This window comes from Enterococcus sp. DIV1083b (assembly GCF_051713705.1).
Lineage (GTDB): Bacteria > Bacillota > Bacilli > Lactobacillales > Enterococcaceae > Enterococcus_D > Enterococcus_D casseliflavus.
The window spans coordinates 2,597,826-2,616,002 of the sequence record NZ_JBIOQJ010000001.1; the positions used below are offsets into that span (position 1 = coordinate 2,597,826).

Annotated in this window: 16 protein-coding genes; all 16 read right to left on the bottom strand. The window is 41.6% G+C overall.

The window, feature by feature from the left end:
• Positions 1 to 18: 18 nt before the first annotated feature.
• The 16 genes from atpD to eno all read right to left on the bottom strand — a co-directional run bounded on the left by atpD (position 19) and on the right by eno (position 18,141).
• The gene (gene atpD / locus IGI69_RS12120) at positions 19 to 1,425 is read right to left on the bottom strand and encodes a F0F1 ATP synthase subunit beta (RefSeq protein WP_005231864.1); all 1,407 of its coding nucleotides are present in this window, start codon (positions 1,423 to 1,425) and stop codon (positions 19 to 21) included.
• Between the two features lie 26 nt (positions 1,426 to 1,451).
• Complete coding sequence (locus IGI69_RS12125) at positions 1,452 to 2,354, bottom strand: F0F1 ATP synthase subunit gamma (protein WP_005228710.1); 903 nt, start codon at positions 2,352 to 2,354, stop codon at positions 1,452 to 1,454.
• 15 nt (positions 2,355 to 2,369) lie between these two features.
• On the bottom strand, positions 2,370 to 3,926 hold the full coding sequence (atpA, locus tag IGI69_RS12130; protein ID WP_005228708.1) for a F0F1 ATP synthase subunit alpha: 1,557 nt from the start codon (positions 3,924 to 3,926) through the stop codon (positions 2,370 to 2,372).
• A gap of 23 nt (positions 3,927 to 3,949) precedes the next feature.
• Complete coding sequence (locus tag IGI69_RS12135) at positions 3,950 to 4,492, bottom strand: F0F1 ATP synthase subunit delta (protein ID WP_010749797.1); 543 nt, start codon at positions 4,490 to 4,492, stop codon at positions 3,950 to 3,952.
• A complete protein-coding gene (gene atpF / locus IGI69_RS12140; protein WP_005228706.1) occupies positions 4,479 to 5,003 on the bottom strand; it encodes a F0F1 ATP synthase subunit B in 525 nt (174 codons plus the stop codon). Before atpF ends, IGI69_RS12135 begins: the two co-directional genes overlap by 14 nt.
• An 88-nt stretch (positions 5,004 to 5,091) precedes the next feature.
• Entirely contained in the window at positions 5,092 to 5,304 is a 213-nt protein-coding gene (atpE, locus tag IGI69_RS12145; protein WP_005228705.1) for an ATP synthase F0 subunit C, read from the bottom strand.
• Between the two features lie 32 nt (positions 5,305 to 5,336).
• On the bottom strand, positions 5,337 to 6,056 hold the full coding sequence (atpB, locus tag IGI69_RS12150) for a F0F1 ATP synthase subunit A (protein WP_008380872.1): 720 nt from the start codon (positions 6,054 to 6,056) through the stop codon (positions 5,337 to 5,339).
• A gap of 293 nt (positions 6,057 to 6,349) precedes the next feature.
• Positions 6,350 to 6,808: an SsrA-binding protein SmpB gene (smpB, locus tag IGI69_RS12155; RefSeq protein ID WP_008380870.1), complete on the bottom strand. Its 459-nt coding sequence runs from the start codon at positions 6,806 to 6,808 to the stop codon at positions 6,350 to 6,352.
• A gap of 15 nt (positions 6,809 to 6,823) precedes the next feature.
• The gene (rnr, locus tag IGI69_RS12160) at positions 6,824 to 9,184 is read right to left on the bottom strand and encodes a ribonuclease R (protein WP_438740956.1); all 2,361 of its coding nucleotides are present in this window, start codon (positions 9,182 to 9,184) and stop codon (positions 6,824 to 6,826) included.
• 3 nt (positions 9,185 to 9,187) lie between these two features.
• On the bottom strand, positions 9,188 to 9,940 hold the full coding sequence (locus IGI69_RS12165; RefSeq protein ID WP_074536100.1) for an alpha/beta hydrolase: 753 nt from the start codon (positions 9,938 to 9,940) through the stop codon (positions 9,188 to 9,190).
• 123 nt (positions 9,941 to 10,063) lie between these two features.
• Complete coding sequence (secG, locus tag IGI69_RS12170; RefSeq protein WP_005228700.1) at positions 10,064 to 10,300, bottom strand: preprotein translocase subunit SecG; 237 nt, start codon at positions 10,298 to 10,300, stop codon at positions 10,064 to 10,066.
• Positions 10,301 to 10,455: 155 nt separating this feature from the next.
• Positions 10,456 to 10,728: a GNAT family N-acetyltransferase gene (locus tag IGI69_RS12175; protein WP_015510184.1), complete on the bottom strand. Its 273-nt coding sequence runs from the start codon at positions 10,726 to 10,728 to the stop codon at positions 10,456 to 10,458.
• A gap of 17 nt (positions 10,729 to 10,745) precedes the next feature.
• Positions 10,746 to 11,702 carry an alpha/beta hydrolase gene (locus tag IGI69_RS12180; protein ID WP_438740960.1) on the bottom strand — a complete coding sequence of 319 codons (957 nt, stop codon included), beginning with the start codon at positions 11,700 to 11,702 and terminating at the stop codon, positions 10,746 to 10,748.
• Positions 11,703 to 11,841: 139 nt separating this feature from the next.
• On the bottom strand, positions 11,842 to 15,102 hold the full coding sequence (locus IGI69_RS12185; RefSeq protein WP_438740962.1) for a Cna B-type domain-containing protein: 3,261 nt from the start codon (positions 15,100 to 15,102) through the stop codon (positions 11,842 to 11,844).
• A gap of 525 nt (positions 15,103 to 15,627) precedes the next feature.
• Complete coding sequence (locus IGI69_RS12190) at positions 15,628 to 16,683, bottom strand: hypothetical protein (RefSeq protein ID WP_438741543.1); 1,056 nt, start codon at positions 16,681 to 16,683, stop codon at positions 15,628 to 15,630.
• 156 nt (positions 16,684 to 16,839) lie between these two features.
• Positions 16,840 to 18,141 carry a surface-displayed alpha-enolase gene (gene eno, locus IGI69_RS12195; protein WP_005234360.1) on the bottom strand — a complete coding sequence of 434 codons (1,302 nt, stop codon included), beginning with the start codon at positions 18,139 to 18,141 and terminating at the stop codon, positions 16,840 to 16,842.
• Positions 18,142 to 18,177 lie beyond the last annotated feature (36 nt).

The window sequence follows — 18,177 nt, forward strand, 5'->3', positions numbered from 1 at the left end:
TTCTTCAAGGCTGGTTAATTAATAGCCAATTTTTTTCGCTTTTTCAATGACATCTTCAATTCGTCCAACACTACGGAAGGCTTCTTCTGGAAGATCATCATATTTTCCTTCAAGAATCTCTGCAAATCCTTTGATGGTTTCTTCAACTGGCACATAAGAACCAGGTTGTCCCGTAAACTGTTCCGCTACGTGGAAGTTTTGTGACAAGAAGAATTGAATGCGGCGTGCGCGGGCAACTAAAGTTTTTTCATCATCAGACAGTTCATCCATCCCTAAGATGGCGATGATGTCTTGTAATTCCCGATAACGTTGCAACGCATGCTGTACTTCAGTCGCTACTTCATAATGTTTTTCACCAACGATTTCAGGTGCTAACGCACTAGAAGAAGACGCCAGTGGATCAACGGCAGGATAGATCCCTTGTTCGGTCAATTTACGTTCCAAGTTGGTTGTTGCATCCAAATGGGCAAAAGCAGTCGCAGGTGCCGGGTCTGTATAGTCATCGGCAGGGACATAGATGGCTTGAATAGATGTAACGGAACCTTTTTTCGTCGATGTGATCCGTTCTTGTAATTGCCCCATCTCAGTTGCTAATGTTGGCTGATACCCAACGGCAGACGGCATCCGACCTAGTAAGGCAGATACTTCTGAACCTGCTTGAGTGAAGCGGAAGATATTATCGATAAACAAGAGCACGTCTTGTCCTTCCACATCACGGAAGTACTCGGCTAATGTCAAACCAGTCAAGGCTACCCGCATCCGGGCACCTGGTGGTTCATTCATTTGTCCAAACACCATGGCTGTTTTTTCGATAACGCCAGATTCTTTCATTTCATTATAAAGGTCATTTCCTTCACGTGTCCGTTCACCAACACCTGTGAAGACAGAGATCCCACCATGCTCTTGGGCGATGTTGTGGATCAATTCTTGGATCAAGACGGTTTTACCAACACCGGCACCACCGAAAAGTCCAACTTTCCCCCCTTTTAAATAAGGAGCTAACAAATCAATGACTTTGATCCCAGTTTCAAGGATCTCCGTACTTGTTGACAATTCATCAAAGTCAGGTGCTTTTTTGTGAATCCCACTGCGGGGTGCCTCTTCAGGAAATGGTGCTTCTAAATCGATGGTATCCCCTAAGACATTAAATACCCGTCCTAATGTTTCTGTCCCAACTGGAACAGAGATGGAGGCGCCTGTATCGATTACTTCCATTCCTCGTTGTAAGCCATCTGTTGATTCCATGGCAATCGTACGGATAACGCCGTCGCCAAGTTCTAAGGCAGCTTCTAACACAACTTTTGTTTTCTGCTCATCTTTTTTGTAAACAATCAACGCATTGTTGATATCTGGTAATGATTGGTCTAGAGAGAATTCCACGTCAACAACGGGACCAATGACTTGAACAATCTTGCCTGAACTCATTCGTATTCCTCCATTCGTTCTTGAAACTATTCTAACGCGGATGCCCCCGCCACAATTTCAGTAATTTCTTGGGTGATCGCTCCTTGGCGCGCTCGGTTGTATGAGATCGTCAAGTCCCCAATAATATTTTTGGCATTATCTGTTGCTGTTTTCATCGCTGTCATTCCGGCAGCATGCTCGGCTGTTTTTGCGTCAACAATCGCACCATAAATCAAGCTTTCAGCGTATTGAGGCAGTAATTGATTCAAAATCGCTTCTCTGGAAGGTTCAAACAAGTATTCTTGTTCATAACTTTCGGCTTCTTCAGGATCTAAATCGGATATCGGCAACATTTTCTCCACACGAAATTGGCTAGTCAATGAATTGATGTGATGGTTATAACACACATATAATTCATCGAAGACCTCGTTTTGGTACATCGTGGTTGCCAATGTTACGATTTTACGTACCTCATCAAAGCTTGGTTGATCCGAAAGGTTTCTTAACTCGTACGCCAAATTGATGCCCCGTGCTTTGAAAAAGTCAGCGCCAGTTGCACCAATGGCAATCATGACATACTCTTCTTCTTTTGCATGATCTTCATCCAGCATGGTCATCATTTGTTTTAAGATGGAACTATTATAGCCGCCCACTAGACCGCCATCAGAAGTGATGACGATATAGCCTGTGCGTTTGACCGGACGACTAACCAACATACTGTTATAGTTCACACCATCTTTAGGACCAGAACCTGCAAGATCGGAAAGCTGCTGCGCAGTCAAATGCGTAACGATTTCACGTACTTTGTTGGCATACACTTGAAACTGTTTCGAATGAGCTTCAGATTTTGTTAATTTTGCAGCTGAAACCATTTGCATGGCCTTTGTGATTTGGCTGGTTTTCTTTGTTGAGGCAATTCGTTGCTTGATTTCATTTAATGAAGCAGCCATTTTCTCTCACCTCTTTTATGCGTTTTGCATTGTCGATATTTTATCTTGCGGTGTCACCCGAGAACTGTTGGATGCCATGAAAATATCTTTGAATGCTTTAATGGTGTCATCTAACAAGCTTTCTTCTGGCAAGTCTTTCGTTGTCCGAATGGTTTCAAAAATCGTTGCTGCGTTTGCTTCGATATACTCAAATAATTCTGCTTCAAAGTCCAATAGTTTATTGACAGGTACACTATCAATGAATCCATGCGTCAACGCATAAAGAATCACGACTTGTTTTTCGACTGCCAATGGTTCATGTAGTTTTTGCTTTAAGATTTCAACGGTGCGACGACCGCGGTTTAATTTGGCTTGTGTCGCAGCATCTAGATCAGACCCAAATTGTGTGAAGGCTTCTAGCTCGCGGTAACTTGCCAAGTCCAAACGCAAGGTTCCAGCAACTTTCTTCATCGCTTTGATCTGTGCAGAACCACCAACCCGTGAAACGGACAATCCAGCCGCTACGGCAGGACGCACACCTGAATAGAACAGGTCATTTTCTAAGAAAATTTGTCCATCTGTGATAGAAATCACGTTGGTTGGGATATAGGCTGAGATATCCCCCGCTTGCGTTTCAACGAATGGCAGTGCCGTCATTGATCCGCCACCTAGTTCATCACTTAATTTCGCTGCACGTTCCAATAAACGAGAGTGCAAGTAGAAGACATCCCCTGGGTATGCTTCACGACCTGGCGGACGGCGTAGAAGGAGAGAAAGTTCACGGTAAGCGACTGCTTGTTTTGATAAGTCATCAAAGACGATCAAAACATGTTTGCCGTTATACATGAATTCTTCTCCCATTGCTGCCCCAGCATAAGGTGCGATGTAAAGCAATGGTGCTGGTTGTGAAGCACCTGCTGAAACAACGATCGTGTAATCAAGTGCACCGTAACGGCGTAATGTTTCTACTTGTGCACGAACCGTTGAGTCTTTCTGACCAATAGCGACATAGATACAGATCATGTCTTGCCCTTTTTGGTTGATGATCGCATCGATCGCAATCGTTGTTTTCCCGGTTTTCCGGTCACCGATGACTAATTCCCGTTGGCCACGTCCGATTGGCACTAAAGCATCAATAGCTTTCAACCCTGTTTGCATTGGTTCCGATACGGATTTCCGTTGCATTACACCTGGTGCAGCTGCTTCAACTGGGCGTGATTTGTCTGTTTCGATCGGACCTAAGCCATCGATCGGTTGCCCTAATGGGTTTACTACCCGGCCAATTAATGCATCGCCGACAGGAACTTCCATGATTTTACCGGTTCGTTTTACTTTGTCTCCTTCACGAATGGTTTCAAAATCACCTAGGATGATGATACCGACATCGTTTGATTCTAAGTTTTGTGCCATCCCATAAGAACCGTTTGAAAACTCAAGCAGTTCTCCACTCATGGCATTTTCTAAACCGTGGGCGCGGGCGATCCCGTCCCCAACATATGTGACAGTACCGATTTCTTCTACAGAAAGTTCGTTCTGATAATTTTTAATTTGCTCTTTGATCAAGGCACTAATTTCTTCTGCTTTGATGGCCATCCGATTCACCTCTTATCTCTTGTTTATCTGCCGATTTTTTGTCGCAGATAATCCAGTTGGCTCTTAATACTACCGTCGATCACTTGATGATTTGCTTCAACGATGACTCCGCCTAAAATCGTTGGATCGACCGTTTCTTTCAATTGTGCCTGCTTGTACCCAAGCTTATCGGCGATTTGCTTTTCGATTTTGCTTTTTTGTTCTGCTGACAAAGCAACAGCCGTTGTGATCGTTCCGAGAACAAGACCTTGATATTCATCGTAACGACGTTCGTATTCATCAATGATCAGCAATAGATCATCCATGCGATCATATTCATAAACGATCTCTAAGAAATTTCTGACCAAGCCTTCAAAGCCCTTCAGCAATTGATCGACTAATTGTCTTTTTTCATGGAGATCCAAGCGGTTATCCGTCACGATCTGACCGAATGTTGGAATCTCTTGATAAATCTGACGCAAGGTCATTAATTCTTGGTAAACTTCTGTCAAGCGCTGTTCTTCCATCGCCAATTCGAACAAGGCTTTTCCATAGCGTTTTCCCACTGTAAATTTATCGAGTTTCATTAACTGAACCCAATCCTTCGATATATTGATTGATTAGGGATTCATGATTTTCGGGAGTCAATTCGCGGCCTAAGATTTTTTCTGCGATTTGAAGCGAAAGTTCTGCAACATCATCTTTCACTTCTTTTAACGCAGTTTCTTTTTCAAGGGTGATATCTGAGTTTGCTTTTTCTTTCAAACGAGCCACTTCTTCTTTGGTCTCGCTCAAAATATTTTGCCGACTCAATTCCCCGCTATCTTTGGCGCTCTTGATGATCTCCGCAGCTTCAGAATGAGAACGTGCCAATTTTTCTTGGCGTTCTTTTTCTAATTTTGCTGCATTCAAGCGTGATTGTTCCGCTGAATCCAAATCATTGGCGATTTTATCTTCCCGTTTTTGCATCATGCTGCTGATGGCATCCCATGCAAAATGTTTCAATAAGAATAGCAATAGAAGAATTGATCCGCTGACAACGATAATATTGCCAAGCATTGGATTTTGAACTTCCGCTATAACCAACTGATTTAGCATAACGATTCTTCCTTTCTGAAAGTCATTGTTTCATTAGAAAAAAGCAAAAACGAGTGCAATTGTTCGTTTCTGCCTTTTCGTGCTTGTCTTATCGGAAGACTAATAACAGCGCGATAACTACCCCTAGAATCGGTACAGCTTCGACTAACGCTACCCCGATAAACATTGTTGAACGTAGTTGACCTGACATTTCAGGTTGGCGTGCCATTGATTCGATCGTTTTTGCGATTACTTGTCCGTTACCATACCCTGCACCAATTGCTGCTCCGATAATTGCTAATCCTGCTCCAATAAAGTTCATTCTTTTTTCCTCCTAATTGTATGTCGATTCGATTAATGTTCTGCCACGATTTTGTGGCTCATAAATACCATGGTCAATGTAACAAATACATAAGCTTGGATCGCTCCAATAAAGAGCGAGAAGCCAATCCAGATCATTTCTAGCGGCATCACGATCGGCAATGACCACCAACCAAGACTAATAAACATGTTGGCAATCAATCCTAATAACACTTCTCCCGCGAATATATTTCCATATAAACGCAAGCCTAACGTGATGACATTCGTAAATTCTTCGATGATTTTTAGCGGCAATAAGAACCCCACCGGTTTCAAGTACGAATTGATCAAGTAATTTTTGAAGCCCAACGACTTGATCCCAAAGAAATGTGTCAAGGAAATAACCATAAGTGCGAGTGTCAGTGTAACAAACGGGTCTGCTGTCGGACTTTTCCATAAGGTAATGTCATCTGTCGTCACGATTTTTGTGACTAACCCGATCTCATTTGCCACAAACACAAAAAGAAACATTGTTACACCGAGCAAATGAAAGTTGTTCACTTGAGATCCTGGTAGATTGTCCGCTACGATACCGCGAACAAAGTCAATGACCCATTCAATGAAGTTCTGCTTCCCTTTCGGTTTCATTTGCAGATTACGTGTACAAATAAAGACCACCAAAAAAACAATAATACAAGAAATGATTGTCATCATAGCTACAGTTCCATCAAACCATATAGGACCGATATGAAACATAAGCGATTTATCTTCCAATCTTTCTCACCTCTTTTCCTGTCATCTCCAGAAAAAAATCTGGTGTTACAATGCGTTTCCTCTCATAACAATCGGTATCATACCACCACGAATGGAAAATTTCAAAGCATTTTCAAGAAAATTAGACAAAAAACTCACAATGCCAAAAATCCTAAATTAAATGAAAAATCCCCGTGTCGCTATGTGGAAGAAAAAGCCTGTTATATCAACAGCTTTCCCTTAAATGCTACCAAATTTAGCGCGATTTTCAAAGCAATAACCTCTATCGGATTCTAAAAGAAGTTCTTAGAAAATTAGAAATTTCTAAGAACTCGGTCAATTTGTCTTTCTTGATCTTTGCGCTTCAAGGATTCCCGCTTGTCATATTCGCGTTTTCCTTTCGCTAAACCAATCAAAACTTTGGCATAACCATCCTTGATATACACCTTTAACGGAACGATCGTCATGCCTGTATTTTTTGTTTCGCCAATCAGACGAGCAATCTGCTTTTTATGCAGTAACAGTTTTCTTGTCCGTAGTGGATCATGATTAAAAATGTTTCCTTGCTCGTATGGGCTGATATGCACATTGACTAAGAATGCCTCACCATTGCGAATGCGTACAAAGCCGTCTTTCAAATTGATCCGACTGTTACGGATCGCTTTGATCTCTGTTCCCTGTAAGACGATCCCCGCTTCGATCGTATCGAGGATCGTGTAATCATGGCGGGCCTTTTTGTTTTGGGCGATTAATTTCCCTTCTCCTTTAGGCACGGGCCATCCCTCCAATTATTTTTTCTTGATTCCTTTATAAAAAGGTTTTTTCTTTTTCAGTTTGCCAGCTTTCTTTGATTTGCCTTTACCGGTTTGTTCAAAGCGTTTCCCTTGGTTTTTCTCAGGGTTGCGTTGCTTTTTCCCGCGACGGTTCGCTTCATTTTTTTGATGGTTGTTTCGTTTGTTAGCTTTTGGTGCTTGCAGTTTTTCGACTTCTTCTGCTGCTACCAATTCGAAATCGATCTCTCTTGTTTCAGGATCAGCTTTCACGACTTTGATACGAACTTTTTGACCAATTTTAAAGGTCAAGCCTGTCCGTTCACCTACAAGTGCCAGATGGTTTTCCAAATAATGGAAGTAATCTTGCTTCAGATTATTGATATGGATCAGCCCTTCAATCGTGTTAGGCAATTCAATAAACAAGCCAAACTTAACGACGGAACTGATGATACCGTCAAACTCTTCTCCTACTTTATCGGCCATATACTCAGCTTTTTTAAGCGCATCGACTTCTCTTTCTGCATCGACTGCTCGTCGTTCCATTTGGGAGCTGTGCATTGCGATGTCAGGCAAGATTTCAGCCCATTTGTTTTGGTTGACTTCAGAGACATCTTCACTGTAAGAACGAATCAAGCGATGCACGATCAAGTCGGGGTACCGACGGATCGGTGACGTGAAGTGGGTATAATCTTCCGCTGCCAAACCATAGTGGCCGACGTTTTCTTCTGAATACTTCGCTTGCTGCATACTTCTGAGCAGCATCGTATTGACAACCATTGCCTCTGGCTTATCTGCGACATCTTCAACCACTTTTTGCAGTTGTTTTGGTGAGATCGAGCCGTTGGTTTGTTTGACTACAATCCCTAAAGCAGAAGCAAAATCAAAGAAGCGACGCATTTTCTCTTCTTTTGGTTCCTCATGGATCCGATAAATAAATGGTAAATGCTTCCGATTGAAATGGCGCGCCACGGTTTCATTGGCTGCCAACATGAATGATTCGATCAATCGTTCGCCGACGCCACGTTCTCGCAGAACGATTTCTTGCGGGTGTCCTTCTCCATCGACCAAGACTTTCGCTTCGCGGTCTTCAAAAGAAACTGCCCCACGCTTGATCCGCATCGTTTCTAACACGTGATGCAAGGCGGCCATATCATGGAACATCGGTACTAGTTTCGCATATTCTTTGCTGGTTTGCGGATCATTGTCTTCAATAATTTGATTGACTGCCTGATAAGTCATGCGGGCACTTGTTTGAATAATACTTTGGAAAATATTGTAATCCGTGACGATCCCCTCTTGGTTGATCCACATTTCACAGCTCATGGCCAACCTTGGGACATTCGGATTCAACGAACAGATCCCGTTTGATAAACGTTGTGGGATCATCGGGATCACTCGATCCGTTAGATAGACACTCGTTCCCCGCTCAAAAGCTTCTTTGTCCAACGCACTGTTTTCTGTCACATAATAAGAAACATCGGCGATATGCACGCCCAAATAGAAGCTGCCGTCAGGCAATGCTTTTACCGTCACCGCATCATCCAAATCTTTGGCATCCGCTCCATCGATCGTTACGATCTGTTGATCTCGCAAATCCCGTCGTTCTGGAAAGTCAGCAGGATCGATCGTATCTGGGACTGCATCTGCCGCTGTCAAGGTTTCTTCCTCAAATTTTGTGGGAATCCCATTCGCCACGACGATCGATAAAATATCCATTCCAGGATCGTTTTTATGCCCCACAACTTTTGTGATCAACCCCTCTAAGCTTTTCGAATAGCCTTTTTCTGGGTAATGGCTGATCTCAACGATCACGATGCTGCCGTCTACTGGACGAATTCCTTGGGCGCCGATAAACACCTTTAAATCGCTTAGTTTTTTATCTTTAGGTTGAACAACGCCATATAGATCCGATTCTTCGATCTCTTTTTCGTCAAATAATGTAAACTCGCCGACCAACTGACTGATGGCCCGTTGTTTGATCTCTACGACCTTTCCCTCTGCGCCGCGATCTGAAAAAGGATCCGCAACGTGCACGATGTCCACAGCAACGGTATCGCCGTCCATGGCATAGCCTGTTGCTTCTTTAGGAATATAAATATCGTCTTCTTCTTCATCCAACGTGACAAAGCCGAAGCCCCGCTCGTTGGCACGGAAGGTTCCTTCCACAAACACTCGTTTCATCGGTAATTTCACTTTGCCTTTTTTGTTAAAAATCACACTGCCTTCTCGTTCCATCGCCGCTACTGTCTGGACAAGATTCTTAAAGTCTGTACTTTTTTGAAGTCCTAGACCTTCAGCAATTTCTTCCATTGAAAAACTTTTTTTACGGCTTTCTTCGAGAAACTGAATGATTTTTGTTTTAATCGTTTCTGTCATAACTCACTCTTTCCAAGCAAGTGTTTCTAAGAAAGCAAACACATCCTGCTCTAATTTTTTCCGTTCTGGTCCAACCGTCACCACATGACCACTTTGAGGATACCATTGAAGCGTATAGGGAACATGGGACAATGCCGCTGCGGTTTTGAAAACCGTCTGTGGATCGATCATTTGGTCCCTTCCTGCTTGCGCCAAGAAGATTGGGCGCTCGATTTTTCCTAAATGCTCAGCCGTGGTTTGTCCGACTGTTTCGATTCCTTGCAGTTGTTCTCTGACCTTACGAGGGACTTCTGCCAAGATTTCTTTTTGGGTCGCCTCATCTAAATCAGCGTAGGGTATGACCATTTCCGCATACTTTTCAAAATTGACTGGTACTTCGTTCTTGGTTTCAAATAACGGTGAGCAAAAAAGACCGCCGCCCATCAATGTTGGGTCTTGCGTCAAACGATCCATCGCTAAAATCCCACCCATCGAAAGTCCAAGAACGGCAACTTCCTCATAGCCTTTTTCTTTCACATAAGCAACTGCATCCGCAGCATCCTGCTGCCAAACAGTCATTCCTTGATTTAAGATATCATCTGGATTCGGTGTACCATGTCCAGTAAACATCGGTGTATAAACCGTGTAGTCTTTTTGTTCTAACGAACGACAAAGCATGCGCACATCGTTAGGACTGCCTGAATAGGCATGGAACAAAATGACCGCTCGTTTGCCGTGTTCAGCAAAAACCGGTTTTGGTTGATTAAATGTTTTCATGTTTCCTTTCACCTCACGTCCAATTCTACCATAGTTAGCAAGAATACTTCGACAAATGCGATCAAAATCTTCCCGTTAAAAAGAAAAAAACCTCTCTTTACGAGAGGTTCGCTAACAAAGTGATTAGTTTGATGAAAGAAAAGCCAAAATAAAGAGCAAGACCATCCAAACAAAACCTAAAATGGCCGTTGAACGCTGCATCACCGCTTCAAATCCACGGGCTTTTTGCTTACCAAACAATTGATCTGCACCGCCAGTAAAGGCACTAGCTGCACTATTTTGCTTGCTAGGCTGCATCATGATCGTAATGACCATTAAAATCGAAATAACGATCACAGCAGTTAATAAGATGTTATACACGTTAGCTCCTCCTTGCTTGCTAAAGTCGTCCTTTCCATTTTAGCATTTTCCGCTGGAAATTACTACTCTCTTTTTGTCATTGACCGTTGCAGGACGGTTTAAAAAAAGACTGTCCTTTCTGACAGCCTTTTTCTCATAGATTGTTTTCGTTCAAATCAGCGAACGAGTACGTCATCGTATTCTGGTTTTTCTTTGAACTCTTTGACCGCAAAGGAGCAGACAGGCATAATTTTTTTCTCTTCCCGTCGTGCTTTTTCAACAACCGCTTTGAGTAATTTTTGCGCCAATTGCTGGCCGCGATAATCAGGGTTGACGAAGGTGTGGTCTACTTCTAGAACATCATCTGGCGTTTCTTGCCATGTGATTTCTCCCACCTCTTTTTCTCCATCATACAAAGCAAAACGTTTATTTTCTTCTTTGATTTCCATTGCTTTCTTCCTTTCTATCAGACAATGTCTGTATTTTGTTTGATATTCTCAATGAATTGCAAAACGGTTGGCCAATATTCTGGTGCATCTTTCACTGCCTGTAAATGTCCCATATTCGCAAAGAGGACTTTTTGTTTCGGTCCAGCTGTTGCCTCCATTAAAGTATTGATCTCTTTTTCCGAAAGAAACGAATCTTTTTCTCCTTGTAAAAACAGCACAGGTAAATGGTTGCTGCCGACTTGTCGGGTCACCGAGATCTGCAAGAAGGGATAACCGACTAATTGTTTGCTATAGCGATTCGCTAAGCGCAAAAAGCGTTTGATCGGTAACCGAGAAAATTGCGGTAAGCTTGATCGGATCGCACTGTAAACGGACGTATAGCTGCTGTCTGAGATCAACCCAACTACTTGCACCGGCATGACTTCTCCACTAGCCAGCAGCAAGGTCGCAGCCCCCATTCCTAAACCATAGAGGAAGATTTGTGTTTGTGGGTCTTTTTCCAAAATCTTATCGATCCACAAAAGCAGATCCATCCGATCTAGCCACCCTAAACCGATCTCTTTGCCTTCACTGCGGCCATGTCCACGCAAATCAGGAACTAAAACATTGTAACCAGCAGACCAGAATTTCTCAGCCGCCTCTTGACAGTCTGCTTGCCCATCACTGCGATACCCATGCAAGCAAATCACCCACGTTTTTGCACACTGATCGAAGACTTCCGCTGTCAGGATCAGATCATCAGCGGTCGTTACCGTACATTCCGAACCTTGTGTCCAAAAAGCTGAACTCTTTGTTGCGATCCGCTCTTTGTATGGAATCCCCAGTTTCTTTCTGCCTTCTTTTTCATACCATTCATTGTTTCGCATAATGATCGCCGAAACAAAATAACGTACGCCCTTTTTCAAAACAGACGTGCGATAAACATAGTACACCAAAAAACCAAAAATAAGCAGTAGTAGCAATAGCCAAACCATAGGATCCCCCCTTAATTTTAGTTTACCATTTACAATGGATTTCAGCCAAAGTTTTGTCGCAGGTCTTAAATAAGTCCTATACTTTTAAAAAAACTTTGCCCTGCTTATCTGTTAGAAGTCAGGGCAAAGTTTTGATTGGTTAACTATGTTTTCGTCGATAAAGTATGCCAACGCTTGTAACGAGTAAAATACTTCCAAGAATACTCCACTCATAAGAAGAGCGCTCGTTTGTCTTAGGCAATCGTTTTTCAGTAGTCGCATGGTTTGCGTCATTCTTGTTGTCATCTTCCGATTGTTTAGAAGTATCTGGCTTTTTAGGATCACTCGGTGTTTTTGGTGTCTCTGGCCCTGTATAAGTGTTGACTAAGTTATAGCCATTTATTTTGGTGGTGTAATCTGGAACTTTTCCTTCTTGGATCGTGTAGGTATAGGCTTTTCCTTCGGCATCGTATTTTGGCAGCTTATCAAAGCGATAGGTCCAGTTGCCTTTTTTATCGGCTTTTACGATTTTTTCTGCGTATTTTTCGCCGTTTTGCATCAGCTTGACAGTGATGCTTTCAGGGCGGGTATTGAACTTGTTGTCGTAGTCATTCCATGTCTTTGTTCCTGATACTTCTGTCGTTTCGGTATTGAGATAGGTGTTGACTAGGTCATAATCATTGATTTCACTGGTGTATCCTGGAACATTTTCTTCTTGGATCGTGTAAGTGTAGGCTTTTCCTTCGGCATCATACTTAGGCAAATTGTCAAATCTATAGGTCCAGTTGTCTTCTTTATCTGCTTTTACAATTTTTTCTGCGTATTTTTCGTCGTTTCGCATCAGCTTGACAGTGATGCTTTCAGGGCGGGTGTTGAACTTGTTGTCGTAGTCATTCCATGTCTTTGTTCCAGCTACTTCTGTCGTTTCGGTATTGTGGTAGGTGTTGACTAGGTCATAATCATTGATTTCACTGGTGTATCCTGGAACATTTTCTTCTTGGATCGTATAAGTGTATGCTTTTCCTTCGGCATCATACTTAGGCAGATTGTCAAAGTGATAAGTCCAGTTGTCTTCTTCATCTGCTTTTACAATTTTTTCTGCGTATTTTTCGTCGTTTCGCATCAGTTTGACAGTGATGCTTTCAGGGCGGGTATTGAACTTATTGTCGTAGTCATTCCATGTCTTTGTTCCAGCTACTTCTGTCGTTTCGGTGTTACGGTAGGTGTTGACTAAGTCATAGCCGTTTACTTTGGTGGTGTATCCTTCAACGGGTGTTTCTTGAATTGCGTAGTCATAGGTCTGACCAGATTCGTCGGTTGTTGGTAGATCGGTAAATTCATAATGCCATTCCCCCTCTTTATTTGGGGTAACCGTTTTTGTTTGGAACACTTCACCGTTTTGCAGTAATTGAACCGTAATGCTTGTTGGACGGGTATTAAATTTGTTGTCATAATCGTCCCACGTTTTGGTTCCGCTGATTGTCGTTGTATCAAGAGACAGCAGGTGATTCATTGCAGCTAGTTTGATTATCGGTACAACCGTTTCATTGGCTTGAAGATCCCAGCGGTGGGTTTCCGCATTGACCAATACCGTATCAGCAATGATACTACCGTCAACATTTTGGTGGACATCAACTGTATCACCAACAGCCAAAATCGTTCCTTGGAAGGGACTATTAATCGAAATCATTTGATTTTCTGGCTGATTAATAAAATTCCATAGGATAACGGCATCGTCAAACGCTTCTGTTTCATGACTATTGCGCGTCGTACCATCTGTATATTCTAGTTTGATTTGCGACTTGATATTAACGGTACTTGCTCCTTCGGTATCCACATTGATGAGCACAGGAGACGTGCCTTTTGTTAGCCCTTTGATGGTAATGGGTGTATCTTTTTCTAACTCTGTTTTTGAAAGAGTAACGACTACCTTTTGATCTTCTTCATCAATAGTGTCTGCCGAAAAGGAAATTGGTTTCTTGTCGATTAGATAACCGTCTGGCGCTTCTGTTTCAACAAAGGAATAGTCCCCTTCTGGAAGATCCGTTTCGATTACTTGTCCATCATCATTTGTGACCTCTTCATCAACCTCTTTATGTGTCTTTTTATTTTGAAGTTTGTAGACACCGTCATCAAGCGGGTTTCCTTGTTCATCCGTTAAGGTCAACACAACCTCTTGCGTATCATTTTCAGCACGGGCGGTATTGATGACCCGCTGATTATTATCAGTAAAGTCTTTGGTTACACCGGGTGTTTGCGGATAGGCTCCTAGCCTTTCTGACGTCGCCTGTAACGTTGAGAATACCTTTTTAAAATCTATATACGGTTCACTTGCGGATTGATCTTGGAAAACTTCGGAAGTTTTCAAGTGATCCATTCTCTGTCCATTTACAAAAACGGCAGGTTGTTGATTTTGATCTGCTAAATCTACTGTGACTGATGGGCCAAAGACAACTTTGTTTTTTCTGCTATCAGTTCCTGACACAAAGGAAGAATTTGCGATCGTATTGACCTTTTGAATATAATTGATTTCTGTTGCCAACGAACCATCCTGAATACTGGTTCCAAAATTGACATTGCCATTTAGTTCTCCCACTGCTAAGTTTCCGTTCGTGTGGGTATTTAGCGTCGCATGGTTAGCAAAAATATGAAAATATTGGGCTTCTCCTAGAAGTGCGTCATCAACTTCTGGCACATCATTTTTAAAGCTGCCGCCACTTGATAGTTGTGCAGCTGATGGCGCACTTACTTGTGTATCAGGCGTTGATTCTATTGCTGTTGATGCGGTAGTTGACTCTGCTTGTGGTTGTGATTCGCTGCTTTTTGTTGCAGGCTGTTTTTTGGAAGCTTCTGTTTGTTCCTGACTGTCAGCAAGCACTGCTTCGGCACTCGTTGCTTCTGTGGATTGATTGTCAGGTAGAACAACTGCTACATCTGTTGTGTTGATAATGTCTTCTTTCACTTGACCATTTTCTTCCTCTGTTTGAAGAAACGCGGATTTGATTGTCAATGTTTCAAGACCTTTTGTCTGAAACGTTAGCGTCATTTGGCTAAAGGAGCTGCTAGCAGTTTCTTCTATCAACTGCTGTCTTTGCGAATCATATGTAAATTTCTTGCCGTTACTTTGGATTGATTCCGGCAGAACCGTTCGTTCTCCTTCACTCAAGCTGAATGCCAGTTGATTAGCTGCTGCTTGTTGATTCTTTTTTACTTGGATCGTCCAAGTGATCTCCCCTGTGGTAGAATCTGGTAATGAGGTCACTTGCGCTGTGCCCTTTTCGTTTTGAAATAGGATTGATTTGGGACTCTCCTCGGTATCCGCATTGGCTGTGATGACTGATAATAAAGGCGCCAAGTAGGATAACATAAGTAAGGACAGCATGAACATTGGGTGAACTATTTTTTTCACATAAGTACGCATTTCTCTTCCTCCAAACAACAAATTTTACTCAGGTGATTATCCTAATCGGAAAAAAGAGAAAATGCAAAATGACCCAAATTTTGATTCTGTGAGAAAAATGAGAGCAAAAACCGAAAAATGGGTCCTGCTCTCAAGGAAATTTGTGAAAATGAAATAGGATTTCTTTTGTTTGAAAAACAATAGAATATTTTTTTCATTATAAATACTCAAAATCCAGAAAGAATCTTTTGTTTGTGATAAAAGTTCTTTCATTGAAAACTCTTAAACACCAGGAGTGATTGGCTACTCGCTAAAATTTCACTTGTCAAAAAAAAAAAAATGTAAACTGAAAATGAAAATTTTCATAAACAATCATATTATTTTCATTTTTGGTTACAAAAATTTTAGCAGATTCTTTAAAATCTTATTGTTATTTTCCCTCTATTTATAAGTTCTCTTAACTTTTCAACTTACATTCTATAGAAAAAAACTGTTCCTTGTTCATCTACTAGAAACAGATTTTTTCTATATAGCTTTCATTCACTTTTAATTACTAAAAGTTTGAACAATCTCCTCTTGATCAAAGTCACAAGCCACATCCAAGGACAAAGAATCTGCAGTAGCCAATGCACCCCATGACAAACAAAATCTTAAATCAACTGGACTTTGATTCCCCTCAATATAATAAGCTGGGAATCCCGAGTCAGATCTGTCAAGTTGATATACACCCCCGGATTTTTTCAGGAAACACTCATCGTCATAATATTGAGTTACAGCAAAATTAAGGTTATTGGCAGATTTTTTTAACAAATATTGCGCGCCATAGTATCTTTGCCCACTAACGATTTCAAAATCACGGAAAGAGTGTCGAGGAAGATCCGTTTTTATCTCAAGTTTTCCCTTCCCTTTGATCATTTTTAAATTAGGCAATAAGATAAAGCGACCGATTATTTCGTTGACCCAATCTGGATGAGTTTCACCGTAGTCACTCGAAAAATTGCTATGACCATCGATTACTTTAAAAGAAATCGGCTCCCCGTTAAAGGTTAACCACCAGTTGCCAACAGTTGTGGGTAGCAACTGTTGACTATAAAGATCGCCAAACGATCTGTCTGGTCTTTCATCACATGAATCAGACACAGCTATATCCTTACAATGCTTTTCTATATATACCAATAGATCTGTATCGTCTGTAACGACAGAATATGAGCTACCATCATCAATGATTAATTCTAAGCTGCCTAATGGATGCTGAATGTACGGAAGATCTACATCACGATTCCAGCCTTCCCACTCAGGATAAGAATCAAAGATCAAAAGATCATCCAAAGAAATGCTGGGTAAAAAACCAGTTAGCACCCCTTCATAAAGATAAGTATCTTTGATTGCATCCAATAAATTATGGCCGCTCAGCCAAATAAGCGACTTTCCATTTTTCTTCTTTTCAATCGAATGCAAAATACTTATGTCACCTGAATAATCGGTAATCAGCCAATTATACTGGAGGATCACTTCTTTTGGAAATAGGTCAATAATTCCTGCAGCCGAAACAATATGTTCTACTTCCTTTGATACTACATTATTTATGTACAATTTTTTCATCAGCATTCTCTCCTAAAATACTAAGTTTTCCTATAGTCTATCATACAATTAGCATACCGATAAAACTCGTAAAAAGTCCCCCCATGTCAATTACACATGAGGGGACTTTACCATCATTTCAGTTCAGCCAAACGACAACGTTTGATTAAGCTAAGATTATTTATTTTTTAAGTTGTAGAAAGCTTGCAAACCTTTGTATTCAGCAACTTCACCAAGTTGGTCTTCGATACGTAGTAATTGGTTGTATTTTGCAATACGGTCAGTACGTGAAAGAGAACCAGTTTTGATTTGGCCAGCGTTTGTTGCAACTGCGATATCAGAGATTGTTGAATCTTCTGTTTCACCTGAACGGTGAGAAACTACTGCAGTGTAACCAGCTTCTTTCGCCATTTCGATTGCATTGAAAGTTTCAGTCAATGTACCGATTTGGTTAACTTTGATCAGGATTGAGTTACCGATACCGTTTTTGATTCCTTTTTCAAGGATTTCAGTATTTGTAACGAACAAGTCATCCCCTACTAATTGAACTTTGTCGCCTAAGCGTTCAGTTAATAGTTTCCAACCATCCCAGTCGTTTTCATCCATACCGTCTTCGATAGTGATGATTGGGTATTTGTTAACTAATTCTTCTAAGTAGTCAACTTGTTCAGCAGCAGTACGTTTTACGCCGTTTTCGCCTTCAAATTTAGAGTAGTCGTAAACACCGTTTTCGTAGAATTCTGATGATGCACAGTCAAATCCTAGGTATACATCTTTACCTGGTTCTAAACCAGCAGCTTTGATTGCTTCTAAGATTGTTTCAACACCGTCTTCAGTTCCTTCAAAACGAGGAGCGAAACCACCTTCGTCACCTACTGAAGTTTCTAAACCACGTTTAGACAAGATTGATTTCAAAGCGTGGAATACTTCAGTACCCCAACGTAAGCCTTCTTTGAATGTAGGTGCGCCTACAGGCAAGATCATGAATTCTTGGAAAGCGATTGGTGCGTCAGAGTGAGAACCACCGTTGATGATGTTCATCATAGGAGTTGGCAATACTTTTGTATTGAATCCGCCTAAGTAGTGGTATAAAGGTACTTCTAGGTAATCAGCAGCTGCACGAGCAACAGCGATAGAAACACCAAGAATCGCGTTTGCGCCTAATTTGCCTTTGTTAGGAGTTCCGTCTAAAGCGATCATTGCTTTATCGATAGCCATTTGGTCACGTACATCGTAGCCGATGATAGCTTCTGCAATGATGTTATTTACATTGTCAACTGCTTTCGTTACACCTTTACCGCCATAACGAGCTTTGTCGCCATCACGTAATTCAACTGCTTCGTGTTCACCTGTTGAAGCTCCTGAAGGAACCATTCCGCGGCCGAAAGCACCTGATTCTGTGTAGACTTCTACTTCGATAGTTGGGTTACCACGTGAGTCTAAGACTTCGCGTGCGTAAACATCAGTAATAATTGACATGTTTTGTCTCTCCTTTGAGTTTGTTTTATCTTAAGG